Annotated in this window: 13 protein-coding genes and 1 pseudogene; 12 read left to right on the top strand and 2 right to left on the bottom strand. The window is 33.5% G+C overall.

What is annotated here, in order from left to right; translation table 11 throughout:
- The first annotated feature begins 123 nt into the window (after positions 1-123).
- From gltX to CGEO_RS06975, 3 genes are read left to right on the top strand one after another with little or no spacing between them, the layout of a single operon-like run.
- Positions 124-1,422: a glutamate--tRNA ligase gene (gene gltX, locus CGEO_RS06985; protein ID WP_075540576.1), complete on the top strand. Its 1,299-nt coding sequence runs from the start codon at positions 124-126 to the stop codon at positions 1,420-1,422.
- The gene (locus tag CGEO_RS06980; RefSeq protein ID WP_075495289.1) at positions 1,419-1,712 is read left to right on the top strand and encodes a YggT family protein; all 294 of its coding nucleotides are present in this window, start codon (positions 1,419-1,421) and stop codon (positions 1,710-1,712) included. The genes gltX and CGEO_RS06980 overlap by 4 nt, the downstream gene beginning before the upstream one ends.
- The gene (locus CGEO_RS06975; protein ID WP_075540575.1) at positions 1,696-3,327 is read left to right on the top strand and encodes a lytic transglycosylase domain-containing protein; all 1,632 of its coding nucleotides are present in this window, start codon (positions 1,696-1,698) and stop codon (positions 3,325-3,327) included. The genes CGEO_RS06980 and CGEO_RS06975 overlap by 17 nt, the downstream gene beginning before the upstream one ends.
- On the opposite strand, the gene CGEO_RS06970 is transcribed toward CGEO_RS06975, so the two are convergent.
- Positions 3,227-3,721: a hypothetical protein gene (locus CGEO_RS06970; protein ID WP_075531940.1), complete on the bottom strand. Its 495-nt coding sequence runs from the start codon at positions 3,719-3,721 to the stop codon at positions 3,227-3,229. The genes CGEO_RS06975 and CGEO_RS06970 overlap by 101 nt on opposite strands.
- A 116-nt stretch (positions 3,722-3,837) precedes the next feature.
- Here CGEO_RS06970 and mobB point away from each other — a divergent pair, with 116 nt between their 5' ends.
- The 9 genes from mobB (at position 3,838) to CGEO_RS06925 (ending at position 13,163) form a co-directional block, all read left to right on the top strand.
- On the top strand, positions 3,838-4,317 hold the full coding sequence (gene mobB, locus CGEO_RS06965) for a molybdopterin-guanine dinucleotide biosynthesis protein B (protein WP_075495285.1): 480 nt from the start codon (positions 3,838-3,840) through the stop codon (positions 4,315-4,317).
- Between the two features lie 11 nt (positions 4,318-4,328).
- A complete protein-coding gene (locus tag CGEO_RS06960) occupies positions 4,329-5,177 on the top strand; it encodes a class 1 fructose-bisphosphatase (protein ID WP_075540574.1) in 849 nt (282 codons plus the stop codon).
- Position 5,178: 1 nt separating this feature from the next.
- Positions 5,179-5,373 (top strand): hypothetical protein, encoded by a 195-nt coding sequence (locus CGEO_RS06955; protein WP_075495283.1) that lies wholly within the window; start codon positions 5,179-5,181, stop codon positions 5,371-5,373.
- 18 nt (positions 5,374-5,391) lie between these two features.
- A complete protein-coding gene (gene metG / locus CGEO_RS06950; RefSeq protein WP_075531938.1) occupies positions 5,392-7,284 on the top strand; it encodes a methionine--tRNA ligase in 1,893 nt (630 codons plus the stop codon).
- Positions 7,285-7,291: 7 nt separating this feature from the next.
- A complete protein-coding gene (locus CGEO_RS06945) occupies positions 7,292-8,278 on the top strand; it encodes a hypothetical protein (protein WP_075540573.1) in 987 nt (328 codons plus the stop codon).
- A 367-nt stretch (positions 8,279-8,645) separates the two neighbouring features.
- Positions 8,646-10,295, top strand: a complete 1,650-nt coding sequence (locus CGEO_RS06940; protein WP_075495280.1) for a lactate permease LctP family transporter — start codon at positions 8,646-8,648, stop codon at positions 10,293-10,295.
- Between the two features lie 72 nt (positions 10,296-10,367).
- On the top strand, positions 10,368-11,108 hold the full coding sequence (locus CGEO_RS06935; protein ID WP_075495279.1) for a (Fe-S)-binding protein: 741 nt from the start codon (positions 10,368-10,370) through the stop codon (positions 11,106-11,108).
- Positions 11,105-12,529, top strand: coding sequence for a LutB/LldF family L-lactate oxidation iron-sulfur protein (locus CGEO_RS06930; RefSeq protein ID WP_075495278.1), 1,425 nt, complete (start codon positions 11,105-11,107; stop codon positions 12,527-12,529). The genes CGEO_RS06935 and CGEO_RS06930 overlap by 4 nt, the downstream gene beginning before the upstream one ends.
- Complete coding sequence (locus CGEO_RS06925) at positions 12,522-13,163, top strand: LutC/YkgG family protein (RefSeq protein WP_075531934.1); 642 nt, start codon at positions 12,522-12,524, stop codon at positions 13,161-13,163. The genes CGEO_RS06930 and CGEO_RS06925 overlap by 8 nt, the downstream gene beginning before the upstream one ends.
- A gap of 319 nt (positions 13,164-13,482) precedes the next feature.
- Here CGEO_RS06925 and CGEO_RS06920 read toward each other — a convergent pair.
- Positions 13,483-14,194 (bottom strand): annotated as a pseudogene (locus tag CGEO_RS06920) (IS1595 family transposase).
- Positions 14,195-14,258 lie beyond the last annotated feature (64 nt).

Genomic DNA, 14,258 nt, shown 5'->3' with positions numbered 1-14,258 from the left:
CCTTTAAATAATTATAAATTTGTAAGATTTTAGCCAAATTTTGATAAAATTGGCATTAAAATTCTTATTGCTTTTTATTAGCCATTTGGATATATAATTATAAAAAATTTAAAAGGATGTTTAATGTATCGTTTTGCGCCATCTCCAACTGGAGATATGCATATTGGAAATTTACGAGCTGCTATATTTAACTACATTTGCGCTAAAAAGGACAAGTGCGGCTTTATACTTAGAATCGAAGATACTGATGTGGCAAGAAATATCGAGGGAAAAGATGATGAGATTAAAGAAATTTTGACTAAATTTGGTATTTCGTGGGATCAATTTTACCGCCAAAGTAAAAATTTGAAATTTCACCAAGAATTTGCAAACAAACTTTTGATAGAAAAAAAGGCATTTTGCTGTTTTTGCACCGAAGAAGAGCTTGAAGCTAAAAAAGAGCTTGCAAAGGCAAATGGCGAAGCATATCGCTATGATGGGACTTGCGAGAGACTAAGCGATATGGAAGTTTTAGAATGCGAAAAACCATTTGTCGTGCGTATGAAAAAACCAAACGCTGCGGTTGGTTTTAGCGATGCTATAAAAGGCGAGCTTGTTTTTGAACCTGAAAATATCGATAGTTTTGTCGTAATGAGAGTGGATAAAACTCCAACTTACAACTTTGCTTGTGCGATTGATGATATGCTAGAGGGCGTTACATTCATAATTAGAGGTGAAGATCATGTTTCAAACACACCAAAGCAAGAATGGATCAGACAAAGTCTTGGATATACCGAAAAAATGGGCTACGCACACCTTCCAATCATACTAAATCACGAAGGCAAAAAGATGAGTAAAAGAGAAAATAGCTCATCTGTTAAGTGGCTTTTGTTTAGTGGATACTTGCCTGAGGCGATTGCGAATTATTTGATTTTACTTGGAAATAAAACTCCGTGTGAAATTTTTACCATAAATGACGCTATAGAGTGGTTTGATATCAAAAATATTTCAAAAAGCCCAGCTAAATTTGATATAGATAAACTTTCTCAAATCAACCGTGAGCATATCAGGCGAGCAAGCGATGAGCGTTTGGCTGAAGTTTTTGGTATGGATAAGAAATTTGCAAATTTGATAAGATTTTACACACAAGAAGCGAGCTTAGTCGTAGAAATTTCAGAAAAAATAGCTCAAATTTATGGTAAAAAAGATATCCCAGATGAGTTTAAAGAGAGCGCTGAAGTTTTAAAAAAGGCGATTTTAGATATGGAAATTCCTGTAAATTTTGATGAGTTTAAAGCAAATTTAATGCAAATTTCAGGACTTAAGGGCAAAAACTTTTTTATGCCACTTCGCGTTTTACTAACAAACCAAACGCATGGTCCAGAGCTAAAAGAGCTTTACACACTTATAAAAGATGATATTAAGGAGATAGTAAACGTATGATTTTAAAGACATTTTTACTTGCGATTGCGCAAATTTTACAACTTGTGATATTTGCTTATACTTGGGTTATCATAATTGGCGCAGTTTTAAGCTTTGTTCGCCCAGATCCATACAACAAGCTTGTTCAAGTGATTTACCGTTTGACTGAGCCAGTTTATCAATACATTAGAAAATACATACCAACGACTTTTGGTGGGCTTGACTTTGCCCCATTAATCGTGCTTTTAGGACTTCAGTTTTTGGATAAATTTTTAGTAACTTTGGTGCTTAGATATGCTTCTACGATGTAGTTTTGTGCTGATGTTTTTTATCTCTTTGAATGCTTCGGTTTTAAGCTATGAAGAGATAAAAAAAGAGCCAAAATCTTTAGCAAAAGATTATTATATTTATCGTTTGATAACAGAGACAAAGTATGATAAAAACGAGATTAAAGAGCTTAAAAAAGATATTTTTAGAAACAAAGGAAAGCTTCAAACACAAATCGATAAAATCTTACCGCCTTTTAAAAAACAAGATAATTGCAACGGTATCGGCTCAAAAAACATCTTAGATGCAAATTTAAGTTGCAAACTAGCTAGAATGTTCCCAAATTTTATAAAAAGCATTTCGCAAGGTGATCGCGAGGCGCTTATAAAGGAGTTTGCTAGCAGGGCGGATTTGATAAATTTATTACAAGGCTATAACCAAAAAAACCCAGCTAAATACTACGCTAAAACGCAAAATGCGAAAAACTTTTTCATATACTATAACTCTATAAATCAGCAAGAGCAAGATGATAAATTTAACTTCGCTTTAGAGCCTGAATTTGCTCAAACTTTAGCGACTAAAGGATATTTTAAAACCTTTGTTGTAAATTCTGTACTCCAAAAAAAGCATGAGGTTTTAACAAAGTCATTGCTTGAATTAAATACTACAGTTTTATCTGATGACTCTGCGTTTTTTTTAGGACTTCAAGCGCTTAAATTTAATAAGCCTAAAAAAGCAAATGAGCTATTTTTTCAAGCAAAAACAACCTATAAAAAGCAGTTTGATAAGGATAAGTCAAGCTTTTGGATGTATCAAACTTCAAAAGATATAAATTTGTTAAAAGAGCTATCAAATAGCCAAAATATCAACATCTACTCACTTTATGCAAAAGAGATGACTGGAAATAACCAAGTTGAAGTAGTTATCCCGCAACCAACTAAAAAAAGCGTTAAGGGATATGATAGTAGCGACCCTTTTGCATGGGTAAAGCTTAAAGAAAAAGTAAAAACGCTAGATTTAAAAAATTTAGAAAAATATGCAGATAAATTTGATACTAAAAATACAGTTGGCGAGTATATTTATATAGCAAATATCTTATCAGGATATAAAGATAACTTTTATCCTATGCCGTTTATGGACTATCTAAAAGATACAAACATCCATAGAAGGGCACTTATCTTTGCTTTGGCAAGGCAAGAAAGCCGCTTTGTTCAAAGTGCGGTTTCCACCTCATACGCGCTTGGTATGATGCAGTTTATGCCGTTTGTTGCAAATGATATAGCTAAGAAAAACAAGCTTAAGGATTTTGATCAAGATGAGATGTTTAAGCCAGAAGTTGCGTATAAATTTGCTAATATTCATCTTGATTGGTTAGAAAGATATCTTTATAATCCAGTTTTTATAGCTTATGCTTATAATGGTGGTTTGGGATTTACCAAACGCACACTTTTAAGAGGGGATTTGTTTAACGATGGCAAATACGAGCCGTTTTTAAGCATGGAGTTAGTGCCAGTTCAAGAAAGCAGAGAGTATGCAAAACATGTTTTAGCAAACTATGTTATTTATCTTCAAGCTTTATCCGTGGAGTCCAATACATCGATTTTGACACTTTTAAAAACCTTAACGATACCTTCTCTAAGTGATTCGTTTCGTAAGTGATAGTTAGATAATCACTTTGTTTTTCTGGAGCAATTATCTCATAATGGTTGCTCCAAGGCAAATTTATGTTTGTTAGTTTAAGTAGTTCATCATCTTTTTGAAGCTTGTTTATAGTTAAATTTTCATCACTTCCATTTACTTTTAAACTTTTTAAATTTATATCTATATTTTTTGGATATGATGATAGGATAAATCTTTCTTTTGCGCCTTGTTCAAGCTTTAAAACAGGGTTTAGATAGGTTGCTACTGCTAGGTATTTTTCATCTTTTTTTATAATTTCAAATTTTTGCGTATATGCCAAAAGCTCATTTTTAAACGGTTCGTGAAATGGTTTTTTATCTGAACAAGAGATAAAAAGTAGGGCAAAAGATAGTATTAAAAGAGTTTTTTTCATTTTTCAACCTTGATAAATTTGGTTAATTTTATCTAAATATAATTAATTTTTAACCAAATTTAGCCTTTTTAAAAGACGAAATAGATATAATTAAAAACTTTATTTAAGGAATGTGAATGAAAAGAGTGGCGATTGCCTTTTCTGGACCTTCAAACACCGGTAAAACAACGCTTATACTAAAGGTTGCAAAGAAATTTATCGATGATGGGCTTAAAGTTGTGATTATAAAACACGACCCATCAGATAAGGCGAAATTCGATGTTGAGGGAAAAGACAGTTATAAATTTAGCCAAATTGGCGCTGATGTTGTCGTAGCAAGTCCTACAAGGACGACATATTTTAGTAAAGAGATGAAAAGTTTAGCTCAAATGGTGGATATGGTTGGCGAGTTTGATCTTTTGATAGTAGAGGGTTTAAAAACGCTGCCACTTCCTAGAATAAGCCTATTTAGAGAGCATATAGATGAGAGTTATCTTGAGTTTTCAGATGCTATAGCAACTGATGGACTAAAATGCAGTGTAGATATACCAAATTTTGATATAAACGATGTCGAGTCAATCTCAAAATGGGTCATAGATAATGCAAAAAAAGTATAAAGAAGGTAAAAATGCAAGAGATTTTTAAAACTATAGAAAACATTGCTATAAAGATAAGCGATGCGCTAAAATATGCAGATTTAGGCTATACAGATCACAAAAACCAAACAGGCGACACGCAGTTAAAACTCGATGTTTTAAGCGATGAGATTATAACAGCTGAGTTTAAAGATGTAAAAAGCGTAAAATCCTTAATAAGCGAAGAAAAAACAGATGAAGAGCTTTTAAACGAAGATGGCGAGTATATCGTAGCTTATGATCCGCTTGATGGCTCGAGTTTAGTTGATGTAAATTTTGCTGTTGGTTCGATTTTTGGAATTTATAAAAAAAGTTTAAGTGCTAAAAATTTAGTTGCTAGCGTTTATACCATATACGGACCACGCCTTGAAATGGTAGTTTGTAAAGACTCGCCAAAACTTTACCGCTTAAAAAGAGATGGAGAGTTTGGCTTTGTAAGAGAGCTAAAACTACAAGAAAAAGGCAAACTAAACGCAACTGGAGCAACTCAAAAAGGCTGGAGTGATACTCATAGAAAGCTTGTAAATACGCTATTTGAGCGTGGATATCGCTTGCGTTATAGTGGCGCTATGGTTTCTGATTTGCACCAAGTTTTACTAAAAGGCGGCGGGCTTTTTAGCTATCCAGCAACAAGCGATGCGCCAAAAGGCAAACTTAGAGTTAGCTTTGAAGTCTTGCCATTTGCTTTTATATATGAAAAAGCTGGAGGAGCTACAAGTGATGGCTTTTCAAATTCGCTTTTTGATATAGAGATTAAAGAGCTTCATCAAACAACTCCATGTTTTTTTGGGTCAGTCGATGAGATAGAAACTCTGCATCAAATTTATGGTAAGAAGAGTTAGAATGCAAGAAGAGAAAGATAAATTTGACGCTCATCTTGAAAATATGATAAAAACTTTGCAAGAGTGTCAAGAAAAGCATTCACTTAAAAGCTGTTTTGAGTGTGAAATGCTTTTAGAGTGTGAAACTAGAAAAAACTATGTAAACGCTGTCTATCTTAGTATGTCTAAGGGAGCAGAGGGCGGATTTGATTTTTAAAATTTGATAAGGGAAAAGATGGAAAAGAGATTTATAACTACACCGATTTATTATGTTAATGATGTTCCACATATAGGACATGCTTATACAACCATTATCGCAGATATGATGGCTAGACTTTATAGGCTTCAAGGGCATGAGACATACTTTTTAACAGGAACTGATGAGCATGGTCAAAAGATAGAAGAAGCGGCTAAATCACGTGGCTTTTCGCCAAAAGAGTATGCAGATGAGGTAAGTGGTAAATTTAAAGCTTTGTGGGATGAGTTTGAGATTTCATATGATCATTTTATAAGAACAACTGATGAATATCATATAAAAACCGCGCAAAATGCTTTTGATATAATGTATAAAAATGATGATATTTACAAAGGCGAATATGAGGGATTTTACTGTGTTAGCTGTGAGACCTTTTTTCCTGAATCTCAGCTTATAGATGGCGAGTATTGCCCAGACTGTGGTAAGCAAACTAGGCTTATTAAAGAAGAAAGCTACTTTTTTAGACTATCAAAATATCAAGATAAGCTTTTAAAATGGTATGAAGATGAAGAAAAATGTATTTTGCCAAAAGGTAAGAAAAATGAGGTTGTAAGCTTTGTAAAAGGCGGGCTAAAAGATTTAAGTATAACTCGAACTAGCTTTGAGTGGGGTATAAAACTGCCTGAAAGCTTAAATGAGCCAAAACATGTGATGTATGTTTGGCTTGATGCTCTTATAAACTACCTTTCAGCGCTTGGTTATACAAGAGATGAGAAAAATATGGACTTTTGGAACAACGCTATGCACATCGTAGGAAAAGACATCTTGCGTTTTCATGCGGTTTATTGGCCAGCGTTTTTAATGAGTTTAAATCTACCTTTACCAAAACACGTTGCAGCGCACGGCTGGTGGACAAGAGATGGTAAAAAAATGAGTAAATCTATAGGAAATGTTGTAAATCCAAAAGAGGTTGCTGATACTTATGGGCTTGAGCAGTTTAGATACTTTTTGCTTCGTGAAGTGCCATTTGGTCAAGATGGCGACTTTTCTCAAAAGGCGTTTATAAACCGTATAAATAGCGAACTTTGCAACGATTTAGGAAATTTACTTAACAGAATAATTGGCATGAGTAGCAAATACTCAAATTACGAGATAAATTCAAAAGATGTTTTAAAGTATTTTACCGATGAGATAGAAACTGCAAATGCGCTTTGTAAAAATGCGCTTTTAGCAAGCGATGAAGTGGCGACAAATCGCTATTTAGAAGAGCTTTGGAAAGTGCTAAATTTAGCAAATGCCTCGATAGCAAAGTATGAGCCGTGGAATTTGATTAAAGATGGTGAAAAAGATAAAGCACTAGCGCTTGTTGCGATGGTTAGTAATCTTCTTGCAAAAGTTGCTGTTCTTTTAAGTCCAGCTATGCCAAAAAGCGCAGATAAGATAGCAAAGGCACTTAGCTTTGATGTCAATACAAATTTATATAATAAACTTATAAAAGATGGTGGCATTATAGATTTTATGGCGGTTGCGACTGAGCCGTTGTTTGCTAAGGTTGAAGTTCCTAGCTTGGAAAACGTAGTTGAGGTTAAAAAAGAAGAGAAAAAAGTTGAGGTTATAAACATAGATGAGTTTAAAAAATGCGTTATAAAAGTAGGAACGATTTTAGAGTGTGAAAACATCGAAGGAAGTGATAAACTACTTAAATTTCAAATTGATTTAGGCGAGGAAAAACCACGTCAAATCATCTCGGGAATAGCTAAATTTTATAATCCATCCGAACTTGTTGGCAAGCAAGTGTGTGTTTTAGCAAATTTAAAACCAGCTAAAATTTTCAAACATCTAAGCGAAGGTATGATACTAAGCGCAGAAGATGGCAAACTAACGCTTCTTAGCACTTTAAGCAAAGTTCAAAACGGCGCTATAGTCGGATAAGGTAAATATGACGATACAAAATCTTGTTAGATTAATCGGTGCAAAACTCCTAAATGAGCCATCTATTTCAAATGTAGATAGCTTTACTTTTAATCTAAAAGATATAAGACATGCAACTGCTTTTATAGCTATAAATGCTAGTGAAGAAGATGTTGAAGAGGCTATAAATTTAGGCGCTTACGCTGTGATTTTTGATAGTGAATTTGAAGTTAAAAACAAAGAGGTTGCTTACATAAAAGTGCAGAATTTAAACTCTGCACTTTTTAAACTTATGCGTTTTACTCTAGCTTTAAATTCGGTTAAATTTGTGCGCTTAAGTACTATTGAAAGTGCGATTTTATCTAAATGTAGCGTTGATAAAAAGGCTATTTTTGCAAGTGAAAATGTGCATGAGCTTTTTATGCAAGTTATGAACGCAAAACAAGATGAGATTTTTTTTAGTCCAAATTTAGAAACTATAGAAAAAATAACCTCAGTTTATGAGAGTATAAGTCCAAATTTAGAGGTAAAACCAGATATAGACGGTTCGATTTTTTACCTAAATTTTATATATGAAGATGGCTATTTTAAGTTAAATTTTCCTCAAATTTTCTTACCAGAGATTTATGGAATTTTAGATTATATGAGAGAAAATGATATAGAGATAAAATTTAAAGATGGTAGAAATTTAGGGCATTTTGAGCCGATTTTTGTCGATAGGTTTTATGATGTTAGGCACTTTGGCGATAGTTATCGAGCCTTTATAGTAGAAAGCGATGAGAGACTTTTTTTGCGTGAAGCTAAATTTTTAAAAAATAAATTTAAAGGCGAAATTATCACTTTTTCACCTTTTTCTAATGATATAGAAAGCGATATAAAGTATAGAAATTTAAGCGATTTAAAAGTAAATTATAACTTCAGATATGCACTTGTTCTAGGAAATCACGACGAAATTTTAGCAATGTTAAATCAAAAAGCCGAAGAAGTGACGCTATTTGATGAAATAGAAGAGTAGAATTTTAAAGAAATTTTGCTCTAGTGTAACAAATTTACCCACAAATTTTTACTAATAAATAGTTAAATTTAACTTTAAATATAAACTAAAATTATCATTTCAATATAAAATCTATTTAAATAAATTTAAACTATAATAAATAATTAGTTTAAATTTGGTTATCATATATAAGAAATCCCACACATTGGCACTAAAATAATTAAATGGTTATTAAAAAAAGCGTATTTTGATAAAATTAAAAACAATTTAAGTTTTCAAACTATATTCAAATCCAGCACATTGCTTTAAGTCTAGTTATAATAAAATCAAAAATTCCAAAAAAGTTGTTATGATCTAACAGCTTAAAATGTCAATTTAAGGAGAATTTATGGAAATTTGGGAACAGGTCTATAATCCGTTGGGAAATATCTGGCTGAGTGCTTTTGTGGCATCTTTGCCGATACTACTTTTTTTTGCATCTCTTGTTTTGTTTAAGCTTAAAGGATGGGTTGCGGCGGCTTTAACTGTTGGTTTAAGCTGTATTATCGCCATCGCAATGTATGGCATGCCGATACAATCAGTTCTTTCTAGTTTTGTTTATGGGTTTATCACTGGTATGTGGCCAATCGCGTGGATTATCTTAGCTGCTATTTTCCTATATAAACTATCTGTTAAATCAGGTTATTTTGAAACACTAAAACATAGTGTTATGTCTATAACTCCAGATCACAGAATCCAAGTTATACTCATAGCTTTCTGTTTTGGTGCGTTCTTAGAGGGTGCGATTGGTTTTGGTGGACCAGTTGCTATCACAGCTGCACTTTTAATGGGTCTTGGACTTCGCCCACTATACGCTGCTGGTTTATGTATGATAGCAAACACAGCTCCAGTTGCTTTTGGTGCGGTTGGAATTCCAATTATTGCGATGGGTAAAGCAGTTGGCGTTGATCCTGTGCATATATCTGCAATGGTTGCTCATATGCTTCCTCCTATAACTATATTTGTTCCATTTTTCATAGTATATTTAATGGATGGATTTAAAGGCGTTAAAGAGACATATCCAGCTATTTTAGTAGCTTCTTTAACCTTTGCTATAACTCAGTTTGTAACCGCTAGTTATGTTGGGCCAGAGCTTCCAGATATCACTTCAGCGGTTGTTTCGCTTGTTTGTACTACGGCGTTTTTAAAGATTTGGAAACCAAAAAATATCTTTAGAGTCGAAGGAAGTGAGCCATATGTTGAAAATGAGCAAATGAGCGCTAAACTTGTTATAAAAGCATGGCTTCCGTTTGTTTTTCTTATCCTTACGGTTGTTTTATGGACTATGCCATTTTTCAAAGCTTTGTTTGCAAAAGGTGGCGCACTATCGTTTACAACATTCCAATTTACAGTGCCATTTATAAATGAAATCAACCAAGTTGCACCGATAATCAAAGAGGGTCAAAATGCTGCTTTAAGTGGTGTATTTTCTGTGCCGTTGATTTTAACTGCCGGAACTGCTATTTTAGCGGCTGCTTTCCTAACAGTAGCAGCTTATAAGCTAAAAACTTCTATGATAAAAGAGGCTGCGACTGAGACAATTAAAGAGATGAGTATTCCTATTCTTACGATAGGTTTAGTTGTTGCATATGCATATGTTGCTAAAAACAGCGCGCAAGCTGCAACTATGGGTCTAGCTCTTTCAAATACCGGTCAAGCGTTTGCCTTCTTCTCGCCAGTTATTGGTTGGCTTGGAGTTTTCTTAACAGGAAGTGATACAAGCTCAAACTTGCTATTTGGTCCACTTCAGCAAGTTACAGCTCAACAACTTGGAGTTCAAGATTATGTATTTTTAGCAGCAAATACTGTTGGTGGTGTTGTTGGTAAGATGATAAGCCCACAAAGTATAGCTATAGCTTGTGCGGCGGTTGGTCTTGTAGGACAAGAGAGTTCGTTGTTTAGATTTACTCTAAAGTATTCGATATTTTTCATCATTATAGCAGGCATTATTTCATGGTCGATAGTTCATATCGTGCCAAGTCTTATACCGCTATTTTAAATAAATTGTTTAAAGTGGATAAATTTATCCACTTTAATGTATAATACTTATATATTTTTTTAAAGGATTTACATGTCACAAAAAGTTTATCTTTTTGCTACCTGTTTGGGTGCATCGATGATGGGCAAAACGGTGGTAAATGCTATTAAGCTTTTGCAGCGAGAAGGAATTGAGGTAATCTTTAAAAAAGATCAAACATGTTGTGGACAGCCATCTTACAATACAGGATATTTTAACGATACAAAAGAAGTAGCACTTTATAATGCTAAGCTTTTTAGCGAAAATTATCCCATTTTAGTTCCTAGCGGATCTTGTGCTGGTATGATGATGCATGATTATGTTGAGCTTTTTAAAGGTGAAAAAGAGGAAGAGAAAATCAAAGAATTTAGCTCTAAAATAGTTGAACTAAGTGTGTATTTAGACAAAGTTTTAAATGTGAAGTATGAAGATGCTGGTGAGCCTATAAAAGTAACTTGGCACAGCAACTGCCACGCTCTTAGAGTAGCAAAAAGCATAGAAAGTAATTTAAATCTTTTAAAAAGATTTAAAAATGTCGAGCTTGTGCAACTAGAGTATGAAAAAGAGTGCTGTGGTTTTGGAGGAACTTTTGCGGTAAAAGAGCCTGAAATTTCAAATGCAATGACGCTTGAAAAGATTAAGCATATAGAAGAAACAGGCGTAAAATACCTAATAAGTGCTGATGGAGGCTGTTTGATGAACATAGCTGGAACTATGTCAAAACATGGTAAAAATATAAAAGCGCTTCATCTATACGATTTTATACTCTCAAGACTCAATGGAGATAAGATATGAAACATGAAGAAATAGTAAGAGAAAATCTTGCAAACAAACAACTTAGAGAAAATTTAAGCAAAGCTATGCACACTCTTCAAACAAACAGAGCTAAGATGGTGGAGAGTAAATTTGTTAATTGGGAAGAGCTTAGAGAACAAAGTAAATATGCAAAAAACAAAGCTTTAAATTCTCTTGAAGAAAGACTACTTGAGTTTGAAGCAAATGCTACGAAAAACGGCTTTATAGTGCATTGGGCTAATGATGGCGATGAAGCTTGCGAGATAATATACAACATCATGCTTGAAAAAAAGGCTAACAAAATCCTAAAAGGTAAATCTATGGCAAGCGAAGAGATAGGACTAAACCACTATCTTGAAAAAAGAGGCATTACAGCTATGGAAACAGACCTTGGAGAGGTTATAATACAGCTAATCCACGAAGCGCCAGTTCATATAGTAGTGCCGGCGATTCACAAAAATCGCTATGAAATAGGCGAAATTTTTCACGATAAACTCGGAGTTGAAAAAGAGAGCGAACCAGAGAAACTAAATGCTATCGCAAGAGAGTATCTTAGAGGTGAGTTTAAAGAGCTTAGTATAGGGCTAGGTGGAGTAAATTTTGCTTTATCTAAAGAGGGCGCTATATGGATGATTGAAAATGAGGGAAATGGTAGAATGTGTACTACTATATCTGATGTTTTAATCAGCGTTTGCGGTATAGAAAAAGTTCTTGAAACTGTAGAAGATGCAGTTAGCGTAGATAGTATGCTAACACCTTCAGCTACTGGTCAGTTTATAGCAAACTATAACAACATCATCTCAGGTCCAAGACGAGAAGGCGAACTTGATGGCCCAAAAGAGTGTCATATAGTGCTTTTTGATAACAGACGAACAGATATGCTAAGACATGAGGACTATCATGAAGTTTTAAGATGTATTAGGTGTGGAACCTGTATGAACTTTTGTCCAGTATATGATAAAATCGGCGGACACAGCTATCAAGCAACTTATCCTGGTCCTATAGGAGATGTAATCGATCCTCAAATTTTTGGTATGGATGAGCATGGCGATGTAGTAACTCTATGCAGCCTTTGTAACAGATGTAGTGCGGTATGTCCGGTAAAAATCCCGCTTGCTGATATGATAAGAAAGCTAAGAAGAGATAAGGTCGGAGATGGAGATAATCCACCTTTTGGAACACAAAATTTAAGTAAAAATATAGCCGAAAAGATGGTTTTCAAAGCCGTTACAACTGCCTTTACTAACGGATGGATATTTAGAAATGGCGTTAAAGCCGCTAGGATGTTTAACACTCCTATTCATATGGTTTCAGGCTTTGTTCCTGTTGTAAACAAATGGACTAAGTATAAAAATCTATCAAATTTTGGTATAGATGTTTATAAAGAGGTTTCAAACATGCAAGGAGTAAGATATGAGTAGTAAAGAAGATATACTATCTCGCATAAGAGAGGCGAAAAAAATCGAAGGGCTTGTCGTAGAGCCAACGCCAGATCCGGTTAAATTTATAAAAAATGCAAACGAAAATAATGATTTGCTAAGCGAGTTTAAAACTCGTGTGGCTGAAAATAGAGCGTTTGTAATCGAGTGTGATAAGTCGGAAATAGAAGAGAAAATCAACGAAATTATCAAAAAAGAGGAGGTAAAAAACCTACTTTATCCAGTAAATTTACCTATAGATGTAGAAAAAGTTGATATAAGTACTAAATTTGCTTTTGATAATGAGATAGAGAATTTCAAAGAAAGACTTTTTGAGTATGATTTTTCTATCATACAAGCTAGAATGGGCGTTAGCTCGCATGGAGTTTTTTGCGTAGCATCAAGCAAAGAGCAACCACGACTTTTAAGTCTAACTCCAAAAGTATGCGTTGTGCTACTTAAAAAAGAGAATATGACTAAAAGTATGAGTGGGGCGCTAAATCAGATAAAAGAGGAAGATGGAAGATTTCCAACTAATATAATCTTCATCTCTGGCCCATCAAGAACGGCTGATATAGAGCTTATAACTGTTCTTGGAGTTCATGGTTCGCAAATCGTTTATGTGATTTTATACTAAAATATGGGGCTAAATTTGGCTGAGTGCTAAATTTAGCCCATTTTAACGGCTTTAGAATTTTAAATTTAAAGATTTTATTTTTAGTTGTTTTGACACATCTTGCAAAAATATATAAAATATTTTACTAATGCTATATTTTTTATTTTTATTAACCAATATTTTCTTCCTAAATACATGCCACTTTCGTAAAGAATTTAAAAAAATATGCTATGTAGAGTAGTTTATAATTTTAACAACTTAACTTTTATAAATTTATAGGTTAAAAATAACGCTGATTTAAATTTGATTTTTAAGTATTGTTTTTTATTAAATTCAAGGCTCAAAACAAGTTAAGCGGATTTTCTCTTATCAATTTAAGTAAAATTTGATATAAGTTTTCTCTGTTATTAAACCTAAATTCACACTCTTTTAAGTGCAATATAAAATTATCTTTTTTATGCCTTTAAATTTACTTAACCTATGCTTTGCATAACCCCAGAAATTCTCTATACCATTTATGTAATTTTACCATTAGCGAATTCATTTTTGCAGTGTTTTATACGGTAATGAGCTTTTGCTCCATAATCCACTAAACCATCATAAGCTCTGCAACTATCAGAGTAAATAATACTCTCATTTAGCTCACTAAACTCTCTTAATATTGACACTAGCTCACTTGCACTGCAGTTTTTAACTACTTGTGTATAGACCTTACCATTCTTGTTTTAACATACCAAATACTAGTTGTTTATTAGCTGCACCTATGCCTCTTTTGCCTCTTACTCTTTTAGCTCCTTCTATTTACAGTTACTAGCAAAGCGAAGTAAAAAGTAGCTTTCATCTATTTCTATCTCGCCATCAAATTTAGAAATTTCCTCGCATTCTTGTGCCATTAAAATTCTTATCTCTTTTAGAATTTTATTGATAGAATTTCTAGAAGTATTACAAATTTCAGCTATCTTTACAGCTTCTAAATCAAGGCAAAAATACTTGAGAATTTCACAAAATTTCTTTTCAGAAATTAGGGAACGGTATATGTATTTGTTTTTCATCGATAGCATAGTAGTTAAAAACCCCTTTAAAAGTTTTTAACTTGTCTTGAGCCTAAAAAATTAT

This window comes from Campylobacter geochelonis, assembly GCF_013201685.1.
Lineage (GTDB): Bacteria > Campylobacterota > Campylobacteria > Campylobacterales > Campylobacteraceae > Campylobacter_B > Campylobacter_B geochelonis.
The sequence above is the reverse complement of the archived record's forward strand: the minus strand, read 5'-3'. Positions and strand labels throughout refer to the sequence as shown.